Origin of the sequence: Variovorax sp. S12S4 (genome assembly GCF_023195515.1) — a bacterium.
GTDB lineage: Bacteria > Pseudomonadota > Gammaproteobacteria > Burkholderiales > Burkholderiaceae_C > Variovorax.
On sequence record NZ_JALPKR020000002.1, the window covers coordinates 994,793 to 1,016,360 of the forward strand.

23 protein-coding genes are annotated in these 21,568 nt (G+C 66.0%); 12 read left to right on the forward strand and 11 right to left on the reverse strand.

From position 1 onward, the window contains the following. Positions 1 to 12: 12 nt before the first annotated feature. The 4 genes from M0765_RS05180 to M0765_RS05195 form a co-directional block, all read right to left on the reverse strand. The gene (locus M0765_RS05180; protein WP_258502392.1) at positions 13 to 546 is read right to left on the reverse strand and encodes a chemotaxis protein CheW; all 534 of its coding nucleotides are present in this window, start codon (positions 544 to 546) and stop codon (positions 13 to 15) included. Positions 547 to 565: 19 nt separating this feature from the next. Next, positions 566 to 931 carry a response regulator gene (locus tag M0765_RS05185; protein ID WP_126749383.1) on the reverse strand — a complete coding sequence of 122 codons (366 nt, stop codon included), beginning with the start codon at positions 929 to 931 and terminating at the stop codon, positions 566 to 568. Then, positions 932 to 1,330, reverse strand: a complete 399-nt coding sequence (locus M0765_RS05190; RefSeq protein ID WP_126749384.1) for a response regulator — start codon at positions 1,328 to 1,330, stop codon at positions 932 to 934. A gap of 83 nt (positions 1,331 to 1,413) precedes the next feature. Then, positions 1,414 to 1,584, reverse strand: a complete 171-nt coding sequence (locus tag M0765_RS05195; RefSeq protein WP_007838397.1) for a rubredoxin — start codon at positions 1,582 to 1,584, stop codon at positions 1,414 to 1,416. A gap of 111 nt (positions 1,585 to 1,695) precedes the next feature. Between M0765_RS05195 and thiD the strand changes: the two genes are divergently transcribed. Both thiD and hemL read left to right on the forward strand, forming a co-directional pair. Beyond that, a complete protein-coding gene (gene thiD, locus M0765_RS05200) occupies positions 1,696 to 2,661 on the forward strand; it encodes a bifunctional hydroxymethylpyrimidine kinase/phosphomethylpyrimidine kinase (protein WP_258502397.1) in 966 nt (321 codons plus the stop codon). Then, positions 2,661 to 3,956, forward strand: a complete 1,296-nt coding sequence (hemL, locus tag M0765_RS05205; protein ID WP_258502398.1) for a glutamate-1-semialdehyde 2,1-aminomutase — start codon at positions 2,661 to 2,663, stop codon at positions 3,954 to 3,956. Before thiD ends, hemL begins: the two co-directional genes overlap by 1 nt. Before the next feature lie 91 nt (positions 3,957 to 4,047). On the opposite strand, the gene purH is transcribed toward hemL, so the two are convergent. From purH to dusB, 3 genes are read right to left on the reverse strand one after another with little or no spacing between them, the layout of a single operon-like run. Continuing rightward, positions 4,048 to 5,664: a bifunctional phosphoribosylaminoimidazolecarboxamide formyltransferase/IMP cyclohydrolase gene (purH, locus tag M0765_RS05210; protein WP_258502399.1), complete on the reverse strand. Its 1,617-nt coding sequence runs from the start codon at positions 5,662 to 5,664 to the stop codon at positions 4,048 to 4,050. 16 nt (positions 5,665 to 5,680) lie between these two features. Next, positions 5,681 to 5,917, reverse strand: coding sequence for a Fis family transcriptional regulator (locus tag M0765_RS05215; protein ID WP_007838304.1), 237 nt, complete (start codon positions 5,915 to 5,917; stop codon positions 5,681 to 5,683). A gap of 22 nt (positions 5,918 to 5,939) precedes the next feature. After that, a complete protein-coding gene (gene dusB, locus M0765_RS05220; RefSeq protein WP_258502403.1) occupies positions 5,940 to 6,998 on the reverse strand; it encodes a tRNA dihydrouridine synthase DusB in 1,059 nt (352 codons plus the stop codon). Positions 6,999 to 7,179: 181 nt separating this feature from the next. On the opposite strand from dusB, the gene M0765_RS05225 reads away from it, so the two are divergent. Next, positions 7,180 to 7,650: a YqaA family protein gene (locus M0765_RS05225; protein ID WP_157615964.1), complete on the forward strand. Its 471-nt coding sequence runs from the start codon at positions 7,180 to 7,182 to the stop codon at positions 7,648 to 7,650. A 21-nt stretch (positions 7,651 to 7,671) separates the two neighbouring features. Here the strand turns inward: M0765_RS05225 and M0765_RS05230 are convergent, their stop codons facing one another. Together M0765_RS05230 and ychF are read right to left on the reverse strand one after the other, a co-directional pair. Further along, positions 7,672 to 8,346 carry a glutathione S-transferase family protein gene (locus M0765_RS05230; RefSeq protein WP_258502404.1) on the reverse strand — a complete coding sequence of 225 codons (675 nt, stop codon included), beginning with the start codon at positions 8,344 to 8,346 and terminating at the stop codon, positions 7,672 to 7,674. A 138-nt stretch (positions 8,347 to 8,484) separates the two neighbouring features. Then, positions 8,485 to 9,576 (reverse strand): redox-regulated ATPase YchF, encoded by a 1,092-nt coding sequence (ychF, locus tag M0765_RS05235; RefSeq protein WP_157615968.1) that lies wholly within the window; start codon positions 9,574 to 9,576, stop codon positions 8,485 to 8,487. Positions 9,577 to 9,768: 192 nt separating this feature from the next. Here ychF and M0765_RS05240 point away from each other — a divergent pair, with 192 nt between their 5' ends. Genes M0765_RS05240 through rbsD form a run of 6 tightly spaced genes read left to right on the forward strand, consistent with a single transcriptional unit; the run spans position 9,769 to position 15,835 of the window. Next, the gene (locus tag M0765_RS05240) at positions 9,769 to 10,725 is read left to right on the forward strand and encodes a sugar ABC transporter substrate-binding protein (protein ID WP_258502405.1); all 957 of its coding nucleotides are present in this window, start codon (positions 9,769 to 9,771) and stop codon (positions 10,723 to 10,725) included. A gap of 43 nt (positions 10,726 to 10,768) precedes the next feature. Next, positions 10,769 to 12,388 carry a sugar ABC transporter ATP-binding protein gene (locus M0765_RS05245; protein ID WP_258508127.1) on the forward strand — a complete coding sequence of 540 codons (1,620 nt, stop codon included), beginning with the start codon at positions 10,769 to 10,771 and terminating at the stop codon, positions 12,386 to 12,388. Continuing rightward, positions 12,385 to 13,368, forward strand: a complete 984-nt coding sequence (locus M0765_RS05250; RefSeq protein WP_258502406.1) for an ABC transporter permease — start codon at positions 12,385 to 12,387, stop codon at positions 13,366 to 13,368. The genes M0765_RS05245 and M0765_RS05250 overlap by 4 nt, the downstream gene beginning before the upstream one ends. A gap of 24 nt (positions 13,369 to 13,392) precedes the next feature. Then, the gene (locus M0765_RS05255) at positions 13,393 to 14,481 is read left to right on the forward strand and encodes a LacI family DNA-binding transcriptional regulator (protein ID WP_258502408.1); all 1,089 of its coding nucleotides are present in this window, start codon (positions 13,393 to 13,395) and stop codon (positions 14,479 to 14,481) included. Then, a complete protein-coding gene (rbsK, locus tag M0765_RS05260) occupies positions 14,478 to 15,446 on the forward strand; it encodes a ribokinase (RefSeq protein ID WP_258502410.1) in 969 nt (322 codons plus the stop codon). Before M0765_RS05255 ends, rbsK begins: the two co-directional genes overlap by 4 nt. Next, a complete protein-coding gene (gene rbsD / locus M0765_RS05265; RefSeq protein WP_258502411.1) occupies positions 15,443 to 15,835 on the forward strand; it encodes a D-ribose pyranase in 393 nt (130 codons plus the stop codon). Before rbsK ends, rbsD begins: the two co-directional genes overlap by 4 nt. A 13-nt stretch (positions 15,836 to 15,848) precedes the next feature. On the opposite strand, the gene M0765_RS05270 is transcribed toward rbsD, so the two are convergent. Both M0765_RS05270 and M0765_RS05275 read right to left on the reverse strand, forming a co-directional pair. Further along, positions 15,849 to 16,850, reverse strand: coding sequence for a glycerophosphodiester phosphodiesterase family protein (locus M0765_RS05270; RefSeq protein ID WP_258502412.1), 1,002 nt, complete (start codon positions 16,848 to 16,850; stop codon positions 15,849 to 15,851). Then, positions 16,847 to 17,728: an MOSC domain-containing protein gene (locus M0765_RS05275; protein WP_258502413.1), complete on the reverse strand. Its 882-nt coding sequence runs from the start codon at positions 17,726 to 17,728 to the stop codon at positions 16,847 to 16,849. Before M0765_RS05275 ends, M0765_RS05270 begins: the two co-directional genes overlap by 4 nt. Before the next feature lie 90 nt (positions 17,729 to 17,818). Here M0765_RS05275 and M0765_RS05280 point away from each other — a divergent pair, with 90 nt between their 5' ends. From M0765_RS05280 to M0765_RS05290, 3 genes are read left to right on the forward strand one after another with little or no spacing between them, the layout of a single operon-like run. Beyond that, positions 17,819 to 18,967 carry an FAD-dependent monooxygenase gene (locus M0765_RS05280; protein ID WP_258502414.1) on the forward strand — a complete coding sequence of 383 codons (1,149 nt, stop codon included), beginning with the start codon at positions 17,819 to 17,821 and terminating at the stop codon, positions 18,965 to 18,967. Positions 18,968 to 18,987: 20 nt separating this feature from the next. Further along, a complete protein-coding gene (locus M0765_RS05285; RefSeq protein WP_258502415.1) occupies positions 18,988 to 19,710 on the forward strand; it encodes a DsbC family protein in 723 nt (240 codons plus the stop codon). Then, positions 19,710 to 21,566 (forward strand): M61 family metallopeptidase, encoded by a 1,857-nt coding sequence (locus M0765_RS05290; RefSeq protein ID WP_258502416.1) that lies wholly within the window; start codon positions 19,710 to 19,712, stop codon positions 21,564 to 21,566. Before M0765_RS05285 ends, M0765_RS05290 begins: the two co-directional genes overlap by 1 nt. Positions 21,567 to 21,568: the final 2 nt, after the last annotated feature.

Here is a 21,568-nt window from a genome sequence, read left to right on the forward strand (position 1 = left end):
TGTGCGAAAGCACTAGGCGCCAATACTCAAAAACTCGGGTTGCTGCGAAAGCGCCTGCAGGTTGATCTCCTGCCAGCGCTCACCCGCCGCATCGGTGTACAGATGCCCCAGCCACGCGGGTGCTTCTGCGCTTGGCGGCTCCGCGGCCGTGAAGGCCTCGGCGCCGCGCAACCCCGCCAGTCGGTCGACCAGCAATGCGCAGTTGACTTCGAGCAGCTCGTTGAGGGCAACGAGCCGCGATTGCATCCGGGCCGCCTCGGTGGCAGCCGGTCCGCTCGGAACGCCCGAGGCGAATGCCGATAGCTGCACCACGCCGAAGAGGCCGCCGCGCAGGTTGGCAACGCCAAGGAACCAGGGCTCCGTGTAGGGTACGGGCTGGGGGGGCGTCCAGGGAAAAATTTCGCCCGCGTGGCCGAGAGGAAAGAGGTACTTGCCCTCTCCCGCCTCGACCGCGAGCCACGTGGCGGCGACGCCAGTCGTGCGTGCGGCCTGCAGGCGGCTTGCTAGCCGGGACTGGAAGGCTCGGAGAGCGTCGCGATTCGCCATGGACTCGGTCGGCTCCAGCTCAGGCGAGCGCGGTGATCTTCGACATCAGGTCGGCCTCGTTGACCGGCTTCACGATGTAGTCGCGAGCGCCCTGGCGCATGCCCCAGACGCGATCGGTTTCCTGGTTCTTGCTGGTGCACAGGATGATCGGGATGGTGCCGTACTTCGGGTCGCGGGCAATCGCGCGCGTCAGCTGAAAGCCGTTCTGGCCGGGCATGACCACGTCCATGAGGATCAGGTCGGGCTGCTCTTCCTCGAGACGGCGCATGGCGTCGTCGGCGTTTTCGGCGGTCTTGACGGCAAAGCCGTTCTTGCGGAGCAGGTCTGACAGGAACACCAGTTCCGTCTTGGAGTCGTCGACGACGAGGATTTTTCGAATGGGCATTTACTGCACTTCCTGTTGAACAATGCCAAACTGCTGCACGGCCTGCAGCAGCTGGTCTTTGGTGAAAGGTTTGGTCAGGTAGTCCTGCGACCCGACCATGCGGCCGCGAGCCTTGTCGAAGACGCCGTCTTTCGAAGAGAGCATCACGACCGGAACATTGGAGAATTGAGCGTTGCGCTTGATGATGGCGCAGGTCTGATAACCGTCCAGGCGGGGCATCAGGATGTCGCAGAAAATCAGATGCGGCTTGTGATCGTTGATTTTCGAGAGCGCGTCAAAGCCGTCTTCCGCAAGAAGAACCTCGTGCCCGCCCTGCTTCAGAAATATTTCGGCACTGCGCCGGATCGTATTGCTGTCATCGATGACAAGCACCTTGTAACCTGATCCATTCGGCCCCATTGCACACACTCCTGCTGAGATGAGACTTGGATGCCCGCCGCGCCGTACATCGACGCAAATCGCGTAGCCCTATGCCATGCTCTTCAGATTTCAACCATTTCGAAGTCTTCCTTGCGCGCACCGCACTCAGGACAGGTCCAGTTCATCGGGACATCGGCCCAGGCCGTGCCTGCCGCGATGCCGTCCTCCGGCACACCAACCGCTTCGTCATAGATCCACCCACAAATCAGGCACATCCAAGTTTTCGTATTCATCGGAGCTTAAAGTCCTTGTTCATTAAATGCAACGAGTGTATCTATGCGTATCTCACTGGCGGACGGTAAACGTCGCGCCTATGCCACCATCCAGGGGATTTTGCCCGGCGTATGACCATTTACTTACATCCAGCAGACAACGCCCGCAAACCGGGCGATCTTAACGACCCCCCGGCGGACGCCGAAGAGGTGGCCGAGCGCGACCTGAATCCGCCCTGCGTGCTGGTCTTCAACGCCAGCGATCCGAGCGGCGCCGGCGGCCTGGGCGCCGATGCCCTGGCCATGGCGTCGGTGGGCGCCCACATGCTTCCCGTGGTCACGGGGGCCTACGCCCGGGACACGGCCGAGATATTCGACCATTTCGCCTTCGACGAAGAGGCCGTGGCCGAGCAGGCGCGCGCCATCCTCGAGGACGTGGAAGTCCAGCTCATCAAGGTGGGATTCGTGGGCAGCCCCGACACCCTGAGCACCATCGCCGAGACCGCCTCCGACTACCCGGAAGTGCCGCTGGTGGCCTATATGCCCAACCTCTCGTGGTGGGACGAGAACCTGATCGAGCCCTATCTGGACGCTTTTCGGGAGTTACTTCTTCCCCAGGCCACAGTGTTGGTTGGAAACCACAGTACGCTCTGGCGATGGCTGCTTCCCGACTGGAGCGGCGACCGTCCGCCCGGTGCGCGCGACATTGCCAAGGCCGCGGGGGAGTTCGGCGTGCCCTACACCCTGGTGACCGGCATGGTGCTGCCCGACCAGTTCATCGACAACGTGCTGGCCTCCCCGCAGTCAGTGCTCGCCAGCGAGAAATACGAGCGGCTCGAGGCCGTTTTTGCCGGCGCCGGCGACACCTTGTCGGCCGCGCTTGCCGCCCTGCTCGCAAGCGGTACCGACCTGGTGGCCGCTACCAGCGAAGCCCTGGCCTACATGGACCGCTGCCTGGACGCGGGCTTCAGGCCCGGCATGGGCCATGTGCTGCCCGACCGCCTGTTCTGGGCCGAGCCCGAAGACGACGAAGACGACGGTGAAGACCCCGACGCATCCCCAGACTTTGCCCTGCCCCCTCACGACACCAGACATTGATGCCAAACGCTGACCAAAACGACATTCTTTTCGACCGCGCCCGCGCCGTCATTCCCGGCGGCGTCAATTCGCCCGTGCGCGCCTTCAAGGCCGTGGGCGGCACGCCGCGCTTCATCCGCCGTGCCGAAGGCGCCTACTTCTGGGACGCCAACGACAAGCGCTACATCGACTACATCGGATCGTGGGGGCCGATGATCCTGGGCCACGGCCACCCGGCCGTCGTCGAGGCGGTGCAGAAGGCCGTGCTCGAGGGTTTCTCGTACGGCGCGCCCACCGAGCGCGAAATCGAGCTGGCCGAAGCCATCCTCGCGCTGGTGCCCTCGATGGAGATGGTGCGGCTGGTGAGCTCGGGCACCGAAGCCGCCATGAGCGCGCTGCGCCTGGCGCGCGGCGCTACGGGCCGCAAGCACATCATCAAGTTCGAAGGCTGCTACCACGGCCACGCCGATGCGCTGCTGGTGAAGGCCGGCTCGGGCCTGGCCACCTTCGGCCACCCCACTTCGGCCGGCGTACCGCCCGAAGTCACGCAGCACACGCTGGTGCTCGAGTACAACAACATCGCGCAGCTCGAAGAAGCCTTTGCGCTGCACGGCAACGACATCGCCTGCCTGATGATCGAGGCGATTGCCGGCAACATGAACTTCGTGCGAGCCACGCCCGAATTTGCCAAGCGCTGCCGTGATCTGTGCACGCAGCACGGCGCGCTGCTGGTGTTCGACGAAGTGATGACCGGCTTTCGCGTGGGGCTGCACGGCGCCCAGGGCGTGCTGGGCATCACGCCCGACCTCACGGTGCTCGGCAAGGTCATCGGCGGCGGCATGCCGCTAGCGGCTTTCGGCGGCCCGCGCGCCATCATGGAGCAGCTTGCACCCCTGGGCCCGGTGTACCAGGCCGGCACGCTTTCGGGCAACCCCGTGGCCACGGCCTGCGGCCTGGCAACGCTGAAGGAAATCGCCAAGCCCGGCTTCTACGAAGCGCTGTCGAAGAAAACGCAGTCGCTCGTCGCGGGCCTCAAGGCTGCCGCGGCGGCCGAAGGCCAGCCCTTCAACGCCGACAGCGAAGGCGGCATGTTCGGCTTCTTCCTGATGAACGAGCTGCCGCAGAACTACGCCACGGTGATGACCACCGACAACGCAAAGTTCAACGCGCTGTTCCACGGCCTGCTCGATCGCGGCGTGTACATCGCACCAGCGCTTTACGAAGCGGGCTTTGTGAGCGCCGCGCACAGCGACGACGACATCGCCGCCACGATCGAGGCTGCCAGGCAGATCTTCAAGGCCTCCGGGCCCCGCTAAGGGCGAACCTCCGGCCAAGAAAAAGCCGGGCTGCGCACGCCAGCAAAACGCTGGCGGTACAGCCCGGCCTTGCCCGAAGGGCCGTTGATGCTCAGTGGCGGAAGTGGCGCACGCCCGAAAGCACCATGACCACGCCGCGCTCGTCGGCCGCGTCGATCACTTCCTGGTCGCGCATCGAACCACCGGGCTGAATGACGCAGCTCGCACCGGCGTCGACCACCACGTCGAGGCCGTCGCGGAACGGGAAGAAGGCATCGCTCGCCACCGCCGTGTCCTTGAGCGACAGGCCCGCATGCTCGGCCTTGATGCTCGCGATGCGCGCCGAATCGAGGCGACTCATCTGGCCCGCACCCACGCCCATGGTCATGCCACCGGCGCAGAACACGATGGCGTTGCTCTTCACGTACTTGGCCACCTTCCATGCGAACAGCAGGTCTTGCAGTTGCTCGGGCGTGGGTTGCTTCCTGGTGACCACCTTGAGGTCGCTCGCCGCGAGCTCGTGGTTGTCCGCGGTCTGGATCAAGAGGCCCGAGCCGACGCGCTTGACGTCCATCGCGTTGCGGCCGCTGTCCCAGTCGGTAGCGCCGCCCTTGGAAACCTTCGGAAGAGCAATCTCGAGCACGCGAACGTTGAGCTTGGCCTTGGTCGCCTGGAACACCTCGAGCGCCTCGGGCGTGTAGCCCGGCGCCATCAGCACTTCGACGAACTGCTTGGCAATGGCCTGCGCCGTCTCGCCGTCGACCGGGCGGTTGAAGGCGATGATGCCGCCGAAGGCCGAAGTCGGATCGGTCTTGAAGGCCTTGCCGTAAGCCTCGGCCGCGTCCTTGCCCACGGCCACGCCGCAGGGGTTGGCGTGCTTCACGATCACGCAGGCCGGCACGTCGAAGCTCTTCACGCATTCCCATGCGGCGTCGGCATCGGCGATGTTGTTGTAGCTGAGCTCCTTGCCCTGCAGCTGCTTCGCGGACACGAGCGAGCCAGGCGCCGGGTGCAGATCGCGGTAGAACGCGGCCTGCTGGTGCGGGTTCTCGCCATAGCGCAGGTCTTGCACCTTCACGAAACGGCCGTTGCTTTGCGCCGGGAACAGCGAGCGTGTGGGCGACGGCTGGCCGATGCTGGCCTCGAAGTCGATGGCCGAAAGGTAGTCGCTGATGGCGCCGTCGTAGTCGGCAATGCGGTTGAACGCAGCGACCGAGAAAGTGAACTTGGTCTTGTCGCTGAGCTTGCCGCCGGCCTGCAGCTCGGCCAGCGCCACGGGGTACTGCGAGGCGTCGGTCAGCACGCCCACGTCCTTCCAGTTCTTGGCCGCGCTGCGCACCATGGCCGGGCCGCCGATGTCGATGTTCTCGATGGCATCTTCGAGCGTGCAGCCGGCCTTGGCCACCGTGGCTTCGAACGGATAGAGATTGACCACCAGCAGGTCGATGGTGTCGATGCCGTGCTCCTTGATGGCCGCCACGTGCGCCGGCAGGTCGCGCCGCGCCAGCAGGCCGCCGTGGATCTTGGGATGCAGCGTCTTCACACGGCCGTCGAGCATTTCAGGAAAACCGGTGTGGTCGGCCACTTCGGTCACAGGCAAGCCGGCATCGGCCAGCAGCTTGGCGGTGCCGCCGGTGGACAGCAGCTTGATGCCAAGGCCGTGCAGCGCTTGCGCGAATTCGAGGATGCCGGTTTTGTCGGAGACGGAGATGAGTGCGGTCTGGGCCATGGAATATGCCGTGTAGTTATTTCAAAAGTTTGTGTTCAACCAGCTTCTTGCGAAGCGTGTTGCGATTCAGGCCCAACCATTGCGCAGCCTTCGACTGGTTGCCCTCGGCGCGCGTCATCACGACATCGAGCAGAGGCTTCTCGACCACGCGCACGAGCATCTCGTACATGCCGTCGGGTTCGGTGCCGCGCAAATCGCGAAAGTAGCTGTCCAGACTGGTGCGAACGCAGTCCTCGATGTGTTTCTTGCTCATGCTTTTCTTCTCTTCTTCTCTCTCAATCAGCGGCGCAGGAGGCCTCCTCTTCACCGGACAGCTCTTCGGCCGCCTGGTGCACGGGCATGCGGTCCATGCGGTCCGCCAACCCGTCGAAATAATCGCCGACCGCACGCAGCTGCGCGGCGGAATCTTCGATGGTGTTCATCTGCGCGCGGAAGGCTTCGCCGTCCGGTAGCGTACGCACATACCAGCCGATGTGCTTGCGCGCAGTGCGCACGCCGCTGAACTCACCGTAGAGCGCATAGTGCTCCACCAGATGGTCGAGCAGCAAGCGGCGAACCTCTATGACCAGCGGCGGCGCAAGATGCGTACCCGTTGCAAGAAAGTGAGAAATCTCACGGAAGATCCAGGGCCGGCCTTGCGCCGCGCGGCCGATCATCACCGCATCGGCACCGGTGGCCGCGAGCACGTCGCGCGCCTTCTCCGGTGAATTGATGTCGCCGTTGGCCACCACGGGAATGCGCACCGCCGCCTTCACGGCGGCAATGGTGTCGTACTCGGCGCTGCCCTTGTAGCCTTGCTCTCGCGTGCGGCCATGCACGGTGAGCATCTGCACGCCGGCCGATTCGAAGTCGCGCGCGAGCCTCACCGCATTGCGGTGCTCCTGGCTCCAGCCGGTGCGCATCTTGAGCGTGACCGGCACGTTGAACGGTTGAGCCGCATCCACCACCGCCTGCACGATCTCGCGCGCCAGCGGCTCGTCGCGCATCAGCGCCGAGCCGGCCCACTTGTTGCAGACCTTCTTGGCCGGGCAGCCCATGTTGATGTCGATGATCTGCGCACCACGTTCGATGTTGTAGACCGTGGCCTCGGCCATCATGGCCGCATCGGTGCCGGCGATCTGCACCGCGATGGGGCCGGGCTCGCCGTCATGGTTGGCGCGGCGCGATGTCTTGAGCGTGTTCCACAGGTCTTTGCGCGAGGTCACCATCTCGCTGACCGCATAGCCCGCACCCAGTTGGCGGCACAGCATGCGGAACGGCCGGTCCGTCACGCCGGCCATGGGCGCGGCGAACAGGCGGTTTTCCAGCGTGTGAGTGCCGATCTGCAGGGTCATGGAGGAGAAAGCGTCGCGAGTTCGGCTGCTGAAAAATGAGGCACGATTGTAGCCACGCGGGATTTCGGCGAATGAAACGATTTGCGCTTGGGGTAGGGAAATAAAACCGGCGGTCCTCGGCGCTTTCTCCGACCTGTACAAGCAGGCGGGCTACCTATACTGCGTCGACTCATTTCACCTTATGCAAGCCTGGCTCGACGCTCTTCTGGCGCTACTCGCGCTTCCGCAATACGGACTCTCCACGCTGTTCATCGCGGCCTTTGTCTCGGCCACGCTGCTGCCGGTGGGCTCCGAGCCCATTCTGTTCGGCTTGCTCAAGCTCAACCCCGAACTGTTCTGGCCGGCGGTGCTGGTGGCAACGGCGGGCAACACTCTGGGCGGCGCGGTCGACTGGTGGATAGGCTACGGCGCGCACAAGGTCGCAGACAAATACTCGCACTCGAAACATCATGTGCGCGTATTGAGCTGGCTGGAGCGGCTCGGTCCGAAGGCATGCCTGCTGAGCTGGCTGCCGATCGTGGGCGATCCGCTCTGCGCGGTAGCGGGTTGGCTCAAGCTGCCGTTCTGGCCATGTCTTGGGTACATGGTCATCGGCAAATTCTTGCGCTACGTGTGCATGACCGTCGCGCTGCTCTATATCTTTCCGGGGTAGCCCACGCTGCCCCCGGCGGGCTCAGCTCAATAGATCGTAGGGACCGCCGCGTTCCAGCGCACGCTGGTAGGCCGGCCGCGCATAAATGCGCTCCAGGTAGGCCATGAGACGGGGGCGCGTTGCATTCAGGCCGCCGCGCGCCTGCGAGGCTTCGACGGGAAAGCTCATCTGGATGTCGGCGCCCGTGAATTCATTGCCCGCAAACCATTCGCTCTTGCCGAGCTCGGCTTCCATGAAGTTCAGGTGGCTCTCGATGTTGGGCATGATGATGGCCGCCTTGGCCTTGCCCGAGATCATCTTCGCGACCGGCTTCACGAAAAAAGGCATCTTGCTGCGCTCGATCTTGTCGAACACCAGCTTCAGCAGCAGCGGCGACATGGCCGTGCCCTCCGCGAAATGCATCCAGTAGCGGCAGCGCAGCGCCTCAGGCGTGCCCGGCGCCGGCGCCAACCGGCCGTTGCCGTAGCGCTCGATCACCGTCTCGATGATTGCGCCCGATTCCGCGAGCGTGAGCCCGTCGTCCGTCGTGACCACCGGCGACTTGCCAAGCGGATGAACGGCCCGCAGCGAAGCGGGCGCCAACATGGTCTTCGCATCGCGCTGGTAGTGAACGATCTCGTAGGGCAGCCCGAGTTCTTCGAGCAGCCACAGCACGCGCTGCGAGCGCGAGTTGTTCAGGTGATGGACGGTGAGCATAGGTCGGCAGGGGCTTGAAGGAAGGGGCGTGCCTTTTCGTGGAACACCGCGGAACCGGCTTCGCCGGGCCGCTGGTGTTGCCCCGGTGAGGGGGTTGGCGTAGCGACACGAAGTGCGCGAAGACTGGGGGTGAGCCAGTTAGGAGCTGAAGAGGAAGTTCATCACGTCGCCGTCCTTGACGACGTATTCCTTGCCTTCCGAACGCATCTTGCCCGCGTCCTTCGCGCCCTGCTCGCCCTTGTAGGCGATGTAGTCTTCGAACGCGATGGTCTGGGCGCGGATGTAGCCCTTTTCGAAGTCGCCGTGAATCACGCCGGCCGCCTGTGGGCCGGTGTCGCCGATGTGGATGGTCCAGGCGCGCACTTCCTTCACGCCCGCGGTGAAGTAGGTCTGCAGGCCCAGCAGCTTGAAGGCCGCGCGGATCAGGCGGTTGAGGCCCGGCTCTTCCTGGCCGATTTCGGCGAGGAACATCTTCTTGTCTTCGTCGTCCATCTCGGCCAGGTCGGCTTCGATCTTGGCGCAGATGGCGACCACGGGGGCGCCCTGCTTGGCGGCGTATTCGCGCAGGCGGTCGAGGTACGGATTGTTTTCGAAGCCGTCTTCGGCCACGTTGCCGACGAACATCGCGGGCTTGGCGGTGATGAGCGTGAACGACTTCACCAGCGGCTGCTCTTCCTTGGTGAACTCGAGCGCGCGCACCGGCGTGTTCTCGTTCAGCGCGGCCTGGCAACGCTCGAGCAGACCGACGAGCTTCTGCGCGTCCTTGTCGCCCGAACGGGCCACCTTGGTGTGGCGGTGCAGCGCCTTCTCGACCGTGGCGAGGTCGGCCAGGCAGAGCTCGGTCTGGATCACTTCGATGTCGGAGATCGGGTCGACCTTGCCGGCCACGTGGATCACGTTCTCGTCGTCGAAGCAGCGCACCACGTTCACCGTGGCGTCGGTTTCGCGGATGTGCGCGAGAAACTTGTTGCCCAGGCCTTCGCCCGTGCTGGCACCGGCCACCAGGCCGGCAATGTCGACGAACTCGACGATGGCGGGCACCACGCGCTCGGGCTTCACGATCTCGCTGAGCTGCGCGAGCCGCGGATCGGGCACTTCCACCACGCCCACGTTGGGCTCGATGGTGCAGAACGGATAGTTTTCCGCTGCGATACCGGCCTTGGTCAACGCATTGAAAAGGGTGGATTTACCGACGTTGGGCAGGCCGACGATGCCGCATTGCAAACTCATGGGGGTCCTCTGGGTAACCCGGGATTTTAGGCGAGCCGGCTCAGCCATCGCCGGCGGGCTTTGCAAGACGGCTTGAAACCTCAGGGTTAGACCCAACAAGCAAACGTTTGCGCAAACGTTTTCGTTAGTTAATATCGGAGCCCCCGGCCAAGACCGGCGCCCCCGCTCAACCATCTCAGGAGACACATCACCATGAAGTTCACCCGCCGTACGCTGCAAAGCGCAGCCGCACTGACGTTGCTGGGCGCCTTTGCCGCCACGCCCGCCTTCGCCCAGGAAAAGCCCAAGGTGGCGCTGGTCATGAAGTCGCTGGCCAACGAATTCTTCCGCACCATGGAAGACGGTGCCAAGGCGCACCAGAAAGCCAACGCCTCGCAATACACGCTGGTGGCCAACGGCATCAAGGACGAGACCGACACGGCCGCCCAGATCAAGATGGTCGAGCAGATGATGGCGCAGAAGATCAATGCGCTGGTCATTGCACCGGCCGATTCGAAGGCGCTGGTGCCGGTGGTCAAGGCGGCCATCGACCGGGGCATCCTGGTCGTCAACATCGACAACCAGTTCGACACCGCCGCGCTGAAGGAAAAAGGCATCCAGGTGCCGTTCGTCGGCCCCGACAACCGTGCCGGCGCCAAGCTGGTCGGCGACGAACTGGCCAAGAGCCTGAAGGCCGGCGACAAGGTCGGCATCATCGAAGGCGTGTCGACCACGTTCAATGCGCAGCAGCGCACCCTCGGCTACCAGGACGCAATGAAGGCCGCCGGCGTGACGGTGGTGGGCGTGCAGTCGGGCCAGTGGGAAATCGACAAGGGCAACACGGTGGCCGCCGGCATGATGCGCGAGCACCCCGACCTGAAGGCGCTGCTCGCGGGCAACGACAGCATGGCGCTCGGCGCGGTGGCTGCCGTCAAGGCCGCGGGCAAGACCGGCAAGGTGCTGGTGGTGGGCTACGACAACATCGGCGCCATCAAGCCGATGCTGAAGGACGGCCGCGTGCTTGCCACCGCCGACCAGTTCGCGGCCAAGCAGGCGGTGTTCGGCATCGAGACCGCGCTCAAGGCGCTGGCCGAGAAGAAGCCGCAGTCGAGCATGCCGGCTGAAGTGAAGACCGACGTGGTGCTGGTCACCAAGACGTCGTCCAAGTAAGCAACAACAAAAAGAGTCGCCGTTGAACGCATCCGCCGCCGCCATGAACGCAAGTCTTGCCACGCCCGTGCTCTCGCTGAGTGCGCTTGGCAAGGACTATGCGGCGCCGGTGCTCGACGACGTTTCTCTTGTGCTGAATGCCGGCGAGGTGCTCGCGCTCACGGGCGAGAACGGCGCGGGCAAGAGCACGCTCTCGAAAATCGTCTGCGGCCTGGTGCAGCCGACGCGCGGCCAGATGCTGCTGGGCGGCGGGCCGTTCCAGCCCGCATCGCGCCGCGACGCCGAGCGGTTGGGCGTGCGCATGGTCATGCAGGAGCTGGGGCTGGTCAACACGCTGTCGGTGGCCGAGAACCTGCTGCTCGACCGGCTGCCCAACCAGACCGGCTGGATTCGCCGCGGCAAGCTGCACGATCTGGCCGCGCAGCAGCTCGCAAAAATCGGCATGCAGAACATCGATCCGGCCACGCCCGTGGCGCGGCTCGGCATCGGCCAGCAGCAGATGGTCGAAATTGCGCGCAACCTGCAGGACGACACGCGCGTGCTGGTGCTCGACGAGCCCACCGCCATGCTCACGCCACGCGAAACCTCGCACCTGTTCGAGCAGATCGAACTGCTCAAGGCGCGCGGCGTGGCCATCGTCTATGTGTCGCACCGGCTCGAGGAATTGCAGCGCATTGCCGACCGCGTGGCGGTGCTGCGCGACGGCCGGCTGGTCGACGTGCGCGCGATGGCGGGCGTGCGCGAATCCGAACTGGTGCAGCGCATGGTCGGCCGTGCGGTGCACGAGCACGAAGGGCGTGACCGTCGGGTAGCCGGCCCCGTCCTACTGAGCGCACGCTGCATCGGCCGCGCCGAGGTCGTGAAGGGCGTGAACATCGACCTGCACGCGGGCGAAGTCATGGGCTTGGCTGGCCTGGTCGGCTCGGGCCGGACCGAACTCGTGCGGCTGCTGTTCGGTGCGGACCGTGCCGACAGCGGTGAAATTCTTCTCTACGACGGCATTTCCAGCACGCAGCCAGTGCAGCGCGCGCCCAAGGGTTGGCGATCGCCGATGCAGGCCATTCGCGCCGGCATCGGCCTGGTGACCGAAGACCGCAAGTCGCAAGGGCTGCTGCTCACGCAGCCGATTCGCGTCAACGCCACGTTGAGCGACCTGGGCGCCATTTCGCACGCCGGCTGGCTGCAACGCGCCAAGGAGCGCGGCATTGCCAGGCGGCTGGTCGAGCTGCTGCGCATTCGCTCGCGCAGCATCGAGCAACCCGTTGCCACCTTGAGCGGCGGCAACCAGCAGAAGGTGGTGTTCGCGCGCTGGCTGCACCGCGAATGCAAGGTGCTGCTGCTCGACGAGCCCACACGCGGCGTGGATGTGGGTGCGCGGGCCGATCTCTATACCGAACTCGACCGCATGACAGACGCCGGCAAGGCGCTCTTGATGGTGTCGAGCGACCTGCGCGAGCTGATGGCCATGTGCGACCGGATCGGCGTGATGAGCGCCGGCCGATTGGTTGCAGTGTTCGAGCGCGGCCAGTGGAGCGAACAATCGCTGCTCGCCGCGGCATTCAGCGACGCGACGGGACGCGCCACCGAGCCAACGCCCGCCACGGCGGGATCTGCCATTTCCGATTCGAACAAGGCCCAACCGGCCTCCGCCGAGACACCATGAACGCAGCCGCCGCTACATCCGCCCAGCCCTCCGCCCTCAAGGGCCAGTTGGGCACCTACCTTGGCCTCACGGTCGTGCTCGTGGGCATGGTCGTGCTCTTTGGTTCGCTGAGCGAGTACTTCTTTACCCGCGAAACCTTCATCTCGATTGCCAACGAAATTCCCGCCCTCGCCGTGATGGCTGTCGGCATGACCTTCGTGCTGATCATCGCGGGCATCGATCTTTCGGTGGGTTCGGTGCTGGCACTCAGCGCCGCGGTCACGGCTGCGGCCATCCTGCAGTGGCAGCTCCCGGTTCCCGCGGCCGCCGCGCTGGGCTTGGCGACCGGGCTGGTGTGCGGCACGGTCACGGGCGCGGTGTCGGTGGCGTGGCGCCTTCCGAGCTTCATCGTCTCGCTGGGCATGCTCGAAGCGGTGCGCGGCGGTGCGTACCTGGTGACCGATTCGCGCACGCAGTATGTGGGCGACGCGATCTCCGGCTTGGCTGCGCCCTGGGTCGGTGGCATCTCCGCGGCTTTCGTGCTGGCAGTGGTGCTGGTGGCGGTGGGCCAACTGGTTCTCACACGCACGGTGTTCGGCCGGCATGTAGTGGGCATCGGCACCAATGAAGAAGCGATGCGGCTTGCGGGCATCGATCCGCGGCCGATCCGCATCATCGTGTTTGCGGCCACCGGCCTCCTGGCCGGGCTCGCGGGGCTGATGCAGTCGGCACGGCTCGAGGCGGCCGACCCGAATGCCGGCGTCGGCATCGAGCTGCAGGTGATCGCGGCCGTGGTGATCGGCGGCACCAGCCTCATGGGCGGACGCGGCTCGGTGGTCAACACCTTCTTCGGCGTGCTCATCATCGCGGTGCTCGAAGCCGGGCTCGCACAGGTGGGCGCCAGCGAGCCGAGCAAACGCATCATCACCGGCGCGGTGATCGTGGTTGCGGTGATCATCGACACCTTGCGCCAGCGCCGGGCCGATCGCCGCCTGGCCTGACGCTTCAAAAAAAAGGAACACGCCATGGCCACCATCAAGGACGTTGCGTTGAGGGCGGGAGTTTCGGTTACCACCGTCTCGCATGTGGTCAACGACACGCGGCATGTAAGCGCCAAGGGCCGCGAGCGCGTGGAAGAGGCCATCCGCGAACTGGGTTACGTGCCCAACGCAATGGCGCGCAGCCTGAAGAGCAACACCACGTCGACGCTCGGCATGCTGATTCCGAACAGCTCGAACCCTTACTTTGCCGAGATCGTGCGCATCGTGGAAGACCGCTGCTTCGGCGCCGGCTACACGCTGGTGCTGTGCAACACCGACGACGAGCCCCGCCGCCAGAGCGTGTACCTGCAGGTGCTGGCCGAGCGCCGCATCGACGGGCTGATCGTGGTGTCCACGGGCGCGGGCGACGACGACTCGCTGGTCACGCAACTGCACGGCCTGCGCATTCCCACGGTGCTGGTCGACCGCGAGATTGCCGACCCGGCCTGCGATCTGGTGGAAACGGCCCACATGCAGGGCGGCCTGCTCGCGGTGCGGCACCTGCTGTCGCTCGGCCACAAGCGCATTGCCTGCATTGGCGGGCCAGTGGGCGTGATGCCGAGCGAGCAGCGCATCGAAGGCTGGCGCATGGCGCTGGCCGAAGCCGGCGCCGCCCCCAATGCGGACGCGCTGCTGTGGCGCGGCGGCTTCACGAGCCAAGGCGGCTACGAGGCGATGCACGCCATCTTGCGCACCGAGCACGCGCCTTCGGCCGTGTTCGTGTGCAACGACCTGATGGCCATCGGCGCCCTGCGCGCGGCGCATGAAAGCGGCGTGCATGTGCCGGATGATCTTTCGATCGTCGGCTTCGACGACATCGAACTCTCGGCCTACACCAGCCCGCCGCTCACCACCGTGGCGCAACCCAAGGAACGCATCGGCGCACTGGCGGTCGACATGCTGCTGGAGCGCGTGGGCGGCAAGCGGCGCGATACGCGCAAGGTGGTGCTGCAGCCCGAGCTGCGCGTGCGCGCCTCGACGGCGCGGCACGCCAGCTTCCGCGAGGCGAGCGCCCCCTCCACTGCTGCTTCTGCTCCTTCTTCAACGGAAAACCGAAAGTCCCGCGCCCCGTGAGTTCCCAGCCTTCTTCTACCAGCGCTGCGCAGCAGCCGCCCCGCATCGTGGTGCTCGGCAGCCTGAACATGGACATCGTGCTGCGCGTGCCGCAGGCGCCGTCCGCCGGCGAAACCCTGCTGGGCCGCTCGATCGCCCACATTCCCGGCGGCAAGGGCGCCAACCAGGCCGTGAGCTGCGCGCGCGAAGGGGGCAAGGTCAGCATGATCGGCTGCGTCGGCAACGACGCGCACGGCCAGGCATTGCGCGCCGCGCTCACGCAAGACGGCATCGACAGCGCCGCACTGCGCACGGATGGCAGCGAGCCCACCGGCACGGCGCTGATCCTGGTGGAGGACAGCGGCCAGAACCGCATCGTGATGATCCCCGGCGCCAATGCGAAGGTCGAGATCGACGAGGCGGCACTGCGGCAGCAGCTGCAAGGCGCGGCGTTTCTGGTGGCGCAGTTCGAGACACCAATGCACGAGGTTGCCCGCGCCATCACGGTGGCACACGACGCAGGCTGCAAGGTGCTGCTCAACCCGTCGCCGGTACAGCCCATCGCCCAGCCGCTGTGGCCGCGCATCGACACGCTGATCGTCAACGAGATCGAAGCCGAGGCGCTGTGCGGACAGGTCGCCGATAGCCCGCAGGAAGCCGCACTCGCCGGCCAGGCCTTGCGTGCAAAGGGCATCCAGCGCGTGGTCGTCACGCTCGGCGCGCGCGGCGCGGTGGCCGTCGATGCCAATGGCGCGCGCCACCATCCCGCACCCAAAGTGCAGGCGGTCGACACCACCGCGGCGGGAGACACCTTCCTCGGCGCGCTGGCTGTTGCCTTGGGCGAAGGCCAATCGTTCGACGAAGCCGTGCGCCTGGGCATCCGGGCCGCCGCGCTGTGCATTCAGCAGCCCGGCGCCCAACCTTCCATTCCGCAGCGCAGTGCCGTGCTGCAAAGCCCCATGCCCCCTGACTGGACCGCGCTGTGAAACGTACCGCCCTGCTCAACTCCGAACTGTCCCAGGTCATCGCCTCTCTCGGCCACGGCGACATGTTGGTGATCGGCGATGCGGGCCTGCCGATTCCCGACGGCCCGCGGCGCATCGATCTTGCGGTGACGCGCGGCGTGCCGCTGCTCACCGAGGTGCTTCAAGCCGTTCTTTCGGAAATGCAGGTCGAGGGCATCGTGGTGGCGGACGAGGCCCTGAACGGCGCCAAGGCCCTGCCCGCCTGGTATCCGCAATCGCTCGGCATTGCGCCGCAAACCGTGTCGCACGAAGAGTTCAAGCGCCGCAGCGCAAAGGCCCGCGCCATCGTGCGCACGGGCGAGTGCACGCCCTACGCAAACATCATGCTGATTGCCGGCGTGAGCTTCTGAGGCGCCACCGGCTTCAGTCCGGCACGCGGGAGCGCACTGCCGGACCGATGCGCTCGATGCGGTTGGTCCACAGCCCGCCGCGATAGTCGACGGGCAGCTCCGCAAGCGTCTCGGTGTTATCGATGCCACTGCTGAAGTCGCCGCCCGCATATGACCCGATCACCACCAGCCCGGTGCCGGCTGTCTCCAGCCGGCGCTGCAGCCGATGCGGCCAGCCCCAAAGCCACGGCGACACATTGACCGGCACCAGCATCAAGCCGCTCCGGCATGCTTTGGGCATGTAGCTCGACCAGCCAAGCGCCGCGTAGCGCAGCAGGCACTGCACCAGCGCACTGCGCGGCGCCACGCGAATGTCCGGCAATGCCTGGTTGAGCGCGCTGACCGGCTCGTCGCTGCCGTACACCACGAGTCGGCTTCTCTGCACGGCATCCAAAGCGGCGAGGCGGCCTGCAAGCAGCCGGCCTTCTTCCGCGTCGCGGCTCTTCATGTGAATGAGAAAGCGCCCCGTCGGAAACTCGCTCAGTACCTGCGACAGGCTCGGCATCAACCCGATGCCCTTACCCCGCAATGGGTAAGTCTTACCTCCGTCGGAGGTATAGCCGTAGCCGACGTCCAGCGCCTGCAGTTGCGCCAGCGTGTGATCGCGCACGACGCCTCGCCCCTCGGTTCGGCATTCGAGCGTCCAGTCGTGGAACACCGCAAACGCGCCGTCTTTGGTGGGATGGACATCGAACTCCACCATGTCCGCGCCGGCGTCGAAAGCTGCCCGCATCGACGGCAGCGTGTTTTCGATCAAAGCATGCGTCGGCGCGTGAATCTGGGCAGCGGTGCAGGTGTCGCTGCGCAAGCCGCGCACATCGAAAGTCTGGTGCACGCCGCGGTGGGACAGCAAAAAGGGCCGCGCGGCAGGCGGCTGGAGCCATCGCGACTGGTTGCCGGCAAAAAGCAGCACCGACGCCAGCGCGACGACCGCCAAAAGCACGGCCACCGAGCGCAGCGTGCGGCTGCCTTTCATTCGAACCGGTAGTTCGCGCCCACGGCCTGCCCCACCTTGAGCATGTGCTCCACGCCCTGCAGCACGATGCAGTTCATGCCGAAGGTGATCCGCCCGTCGACGCGCGCGTCCGCCCGGTAGGTGCGCAGCATGTCGCCGACCTCGGGGCTGCTGACGCCCGTGGCCGGGTCGATGTCCGGAATCGGGCAGCGCGTACAGGGCTTCACGGGCTTGAGCTCGGCCTCGCCTTCGGCTGTTTCGATGTGCAGCGCGTCGACGCGGTCTTCGTCGTGCGACTCGATACCGGCCAGCACGATATTGGGCCGAAAGCGTTCGATGCCGACCGCATCGTGCCCCGCGGCGGCCAGCCGCTCGTTGAGTTCGGCCAGCGAACCCTCGCTGGCCACCAGCAGCGGATAGCCGTCGGCAAACTGGTTCGTCGCCTCGACGCCATCCGTCCAATCCAGGCTTGAGAGGCGCTTTTGCTCAGGATCGAAGCGCACCAGGCGCAGCGTCTGCGGCTTGCCCGGCTCGGAGAGAAAGTCGCTGAACCATTGCGCAGCGATGTCGCCCATGTCGTAGGCGGCGACCTCGTCTTTCCAGACTTTCGCGCGAACCGGCTTTTCGACCTTGTCGAACGCGAGGTGCAGCGCCAGCATGCCGGGCGCCCGCAGCACCACTTCCATCTGCTTCATCTGCGGCTTGATCAGCGCCATGCGCGGCAGCTGGCGCTGGGTGACGAACTCGCCCTGTGCATCGACCACCATCCAGGCGCGGTCGAACTCGAGCCCGGTTTCGGTCAGCAGCGCTTCGGGGAGCTCGACCCCCGCGCATGATTTGACGGGATAGACGAACAGGCGCGCAATGGTGGCCTGAAGATCGAAAGCGGGCTGTGGCACGTGGGGTTCCTTGGAATTCGGCGCAGATTCTCCCGCATCGGCCATTCCGGGGCGAGCCCCGGGCCTGGGCATAGTTCTTACAATGGGCCGATGGCCCTCCCCCCTGAAGTTTGCATACGCGGTGCCGGCATCGTCGGCCGGACGTTGGCCCTGTTGCTTGCGCGCGAACGCGTGCGCGTTGCGCTGGTGGCTCCGCCCGCAACGGCGGGCAAGGACGACATCCGCGCCTACGCGCTCAACACCGCGTCGAAGAAGCTGCTCGAATCGCTGCGCGCCTGGCCGGATGCCGCGCATGCCACGCCGGTGCGCGAAATGCTCGTGAACGGCGACGAAGGCGGCCGCGTGCAGTTCAACGCCGTGCGCCAGAAGGTTGAGGCGCTGGCCTGGATCGTCGACGTGCCCGCGCTCGAAAAGCAGCTGGCGGACGCGGTCCGCTTCCAGCCCCAGGTCGAGGTGGTGGCCGATCCCGTCCCAGCGCCGCTCACGGTGGTATGCGAAGGCAAGGCCAGCACCACGCGCGAAGCGCTCGGCGTGAGCTACGCGGTCACGCGCTATCCGCAGCATGCGATTGCGGCGCGGCTCGAGGCGGCGCAGTCGCACGACGGCGTGGCACGCCAGTGGTTCAACGACAAGGGCGAGGTGCTGGCACTGCTGCCGATGGGCGGCGTGCACGGCCGCTCGGTCGCGCTGGTGTGGTCGGTCGACCAGCTTCGCGCGCCCGCGCTGCTCGCCCAGAGCACTGAAGAATTCAACGCCGCCGTGACCGAGGCCAGCCATGGCGCCCTGGGCACGCTGCAACTCGCGAGCGAACGCGCCGCCTGGCCGCTCGCGCGCGCCATTGCCGACCGCTGGACCGGCGCCATGCCCAACCAGGCGCAGGGTGCTTCTGCCCCTTCCTCTCAATCCTGGGCACTGGCCGGCGATGCCGCCCACACCGTGCATCCGCTCGCGGGCCAGGGCCTCAACCTGGGCCTGGCCGATGCGGCCATGCTGGCCGAGGTGATCAAGCAGCGCGAGTACTGGCGCAGCGTGGGCGATGCGCGCCTGCTGCGCCGCTACGAGCGCGCCCGCCGCGCCGACGTGCTCCAGATGAGCCTGGCCACCGACGGCCTGCAGCAACTTTTTTCGCACAGCACGGGGCCCCTGCCCGCGCTGCGCAATTGGGGCATGCGCGGCTTCGACCGCACGCGCCTCCTCAAGCACTGGATCGCCAGCCAGGCGATGGGCTTGAGGGCATGAATCCATCGACCGGACTTTCAATGAAACTCGCACGCCACCTTCTTCTCGCCGCCTGCACCCTGGGCGCGGCTGTCACAGCCCTTGCCGGCGAAGCCGAGATCCGCAAGAACCTGCAGGCCCGCATTCCGCAGTTTCCGGCCATCGACGAAGTCACCAAGTCGCCGCTGCCGGGCCTGTATGAAGTGCGCGTGAACGGCTTCCAGATCTACTACACCGACGAGCAGGGCAACTACCTGCTGCAGGGCAACCTCATCGACGTGAATGCGCGCAAGAACCTGACCGAGGAGCGCATCGAGAAGCTCAGCCAGGTTTCGTTCGACAAGCTGCCCGTGAAGGACGCGATCAAGATCGTGCGCGGCACCGGCAAGCGCAAACTCGCGGTGTTCGAAGACCCGAACTGCGGCTACTGCAAGCGCTTCGAGAAAGACATGAAGACGGTCGACAACGTGACCGTCTACCTGTTTCTCTACCCGGTGCTCGGTCCCGATTCGGCCACCAAGTCGCGTGACATCTGGTGCAGCAAGGACAAGGGCAAGGCCTGGGGCGACTGGATGGAAGCCAACGTCAAGCCCACCGCCGCTGCAAGCAGCTGCGACGTGACGGCGCTGCAGCGCAATGTGGAGTTCGGCCGCAAGTACAACATCACCGGCACGCCCACGCTGATCTTCGCCGACGGCACCCGCACGCCGGGCGCCATTCCGGCAGAGCAGGTCGAAAAGCAACTCACCGCTTCCACCAACTGATGGCCGCGCCGACGACCGCTTCTCGGCGCGCGCGAGCGGCTGCGCCGGCCGCCGCGGTGCGCTATCGCATCGAATGCGCGGACCTGCATGCGCACCTCTTCGGCGTGACGCTGACCATTGAAGCGCCCTCCGCGCAGCAGCGCGTGACGCTGCCGGTGTGGATTCCGGGCAGCTACCTGGTGCGCGAGTTCGCCAAGAACCTGCAGGGCCTGCGCGCCGTGCAGGGGCGCCGCAAGCCGGTGCTGACGCAGCTCGACAAGTGCAGCTGGCAGATCGATTGCGTGCCGGGCCAACCACTGGTGCTGCACTACCAGGTGTGCGCCTACGACAACTCAGTGCGCACCGCGTGGCTCGATGCCGAGCGCGGCTTCTTCAACGGCACGAGCCTGTGCCTGCGGGTCGAGGGCCAGACCGATGCGCCGCATGCGCTGGACATCGTTCCGCCTGCGCTGCCGGCTGAAAACGCGCCTTGGTCATGCGCCACCGCCCTTGTTCCGTCGAAGACCGACAAGCACGGCTTCGGCAGCTACCTGGCCGCCGGCTATGACGAGCTGGCCGACAGCCCGGTCGAGATGGGCGCCTTCTGGAGCGCGGAGTTCGAAGCCTGCGGCGTGCCGCACCGCTTCGTCATCGCGGGTGCCGCGGCCTCGTTCGACGGCGAGCGGCTCATCGCCGACACGCAGGCCATCTGCGAAGCCGAAATCCGCTTCTGGCATGGCGACAAGGCGGGCAAGCGCGGCGGGCCCAAGCTGCCTATCGACCGCTACGTGTTCATGCTCAACGCGGTGGACGACGGCTACGGCGGCCTCGAGCACCGGCATTCCACGGCGCTGATCTGCAACCGGCGCGACCTGCCGCAGCGCGGCGCCAAGAAGCAGCCCGAGGGCTACACCACGCTGATGGGGCTGATCAGCCACGAGTATTTCCACACCTGGAACGTCAAGCGCATGCGTCCGGCGGAATTCGCGCACTACGACTACAGCCGCGAAAACTACACGCAGCTGCTCTGGTTCTTCGAGGGCTTTACCAGCTACTACGACGACCTGCTGCTGCGCCGCGCCGGCCGCATCGACGACGCGGGCTACCTGCGCCTGCTCAACAAGACCATCAACCAGGTGCTGCAGACGCCGGGCCGGCTGGTGCAGCCGGTGGCCAACGCGAGCTTCGACGCCTGGATTAAATACTACCGGCAGGACGAGCAGACGCCCAACAGCACCGTGAGCTACTACACCAAGGGCGCGCTGGTGGCGTTGTGCTTCGACCTCACGCTGCGACGCGAAGGCAAGGGCACGCTCGACGACGTGATGCGCCACCTGTGGGTGCAAAGCGGCGGAGGTCCGACCAGCGAAGCCGACATGGCCGCTGCGCTCGAAGCGGTGGGCGGCCGCTCTTATTCAGCGGAGATTGCGCAGTGGGTGCACTCCACCGACGAGCTGCCGCTTTCAGACTTGCTGCGCGCGCATGGCGTTGCGGCGCTCGACGATCCGTCGCAGCCGGCGCAGGCACTGGGCCTGCGCGTGGCCGAAGCGAACGGCAGCGTTCAGGTCAAGGTCGTGCTGCGCGGCGGCGCGGCCGAAAAGGCCGGCTTCTCGGCCAACGACGAATGGATCGGCATCGAGCTGCCGGCCGTCGGCAAGAAGGGACAGCAGCGGCCCGCGCAGGCTTGGCGCATTACCAAGCTCGACGACCTGGCGCTGTATTTGGGCGATGCCACGCGCTTCACCGCGCTGGTGGCGCGCGACCGCAAGCTGTTGAGGCTGCCGCTGGTGCGGCCGGAAGGTGCCACAACGTGGCGCCTGTTCCTGCACGACGCGGCAAAAGTGGCGGCCTGGCTCGCGCCCGACGCGCGGCGCTGAGC

Coding starts and splice junctions, on each gene's coding strand:
- M0765_RS05195 (WP_007838397.1), bottom strand. CDS start 1,584: ATGAATACGAAAACTTGGATGTGCCTGATTTGTGGGTGGATCTATGAC.
- ychF (WP_157615968.1), bottom strand. CDS start 9,576: ATGAGTTTGCAATGCGGCATCGTCGGCCTGCCCAACGTCGGTAAATCC.
- M0765_RS05270 (WP_258502412.1), bottom strand. CDS start 16,850: ATGAAAGGCAGCCGCACGCTGCGCTCGGTGGCCGTGCTTTTGGCGGTC.
- M0765_RS05280 (WP_258502414.1), top strand. CDS start 17,819: ATGGCCCTCCCCCCTGAAGTTTGCATACGCGGTGCCGGCATCGTCGGC.
- M0765_RS05250 (WP_258502406.1), top strand. CDS start 12,385: ATGAACGCAGCCGCCGCTACATCCGCCCAGCCCTCCGCCCTCAAGGGC.
- hemL (WP_258502398.1), top strand. CDS start 2,661: ATGCCAAACGCTGACCAAAACGACATTCTTTTCGACCGCGCCCGCGCC.
- M0765_RS05185 (WP_126749383.1), bottom strand. CDS start 931: ATGCCCATTCGAAAAATCCTCGTCGTCGACGACTCCAAGACGGAACTG.
- M0765_RS05225 (WP_157615964.1), top strand. CDS start 7,180: ATGCAAGCCTGGCTCGACGCTCTTCTGGCGCTACTCGCGCTTCCGCAA.
- M0765_RS05230 (WP_258502404.1), bottom strand. CDS start 8,346: ATGCTCACCGTCCATCACCTGAACAACTCGCGCTCGCAGCGCGTGCTG.
- M0765_RS05255 (WP_258502408.1), top strand. CDS start 13,393: ATGGCCACCATCAAGGACGTTGCGTTGAGGGCGGGAGTTTCGGTTACC.
- M0765_RS05290 (WP_258502416.1), top strand. CDS start 19,710: ATGGCCGCGCCGACGACCGCTTCTCGGCGCGCGCGAGCGGCTGCGCCG.
- thiD (WP_258502397.1), top strand. CDS start 1,696: ATGACCATTTACTTACATCCAGCAGACAACGCCCGCAAACCGGGCGAT.
- M0765_RS05285 (WP_258502415.1), top strand. CDS start 18,988: ATGAAACTCGCACGCCACCTTCTTCTCGCCGCCTGCACCCTGGGCGCG.
- M0765_RS05180 (WP_258502392.1), bottom strand. CDS start 546: ATGGCGAATCGCGACGCTCTCCGAGCCTTCCAGTCCCGGCTAGCAAGC.
- M0765_RS05215 (WP_007838304.1), bottom strand. CDS start 5,917: ATGAGCAAGAAACACATCGAGGACTGCGTTCGCACCAGTCTGGACAGC.
- M0765_RS05245 (WP_258508127.1), top strand. CDS start 10,769: ATGAACGCAAGTCTTGCCACGCCCGTGCTCTCGCTGAGTGCGCTTGGC.
- purH (WP_258502399.1), bottom strand. CDS start 5,664: ATGGCCCAGACCGCACTCATCTCCGTCTCCGACAAAACCGGCATCCTC.
- M0765_RS05190 (WP_126749384.1), bottom strand. CDS start 1,330: ATGGGGCCGAATGGATCAGGTTACAAGGTGCTTGTCATCGATGACAGC.
- dusB (WP_258502403.1), bottom strand. CDS start 6,998: ATGACCCTGCAGATCGGCACTCACACGCTGGAAAACCGCCTGTTCGCC.
- M0765_RS05240 (WP_258502405.1), top strand. CDS start 9,769: ATGAAGTTCACCCGCCGTACGCTGCAAAGCGCAGCCGCACTGACGTTG.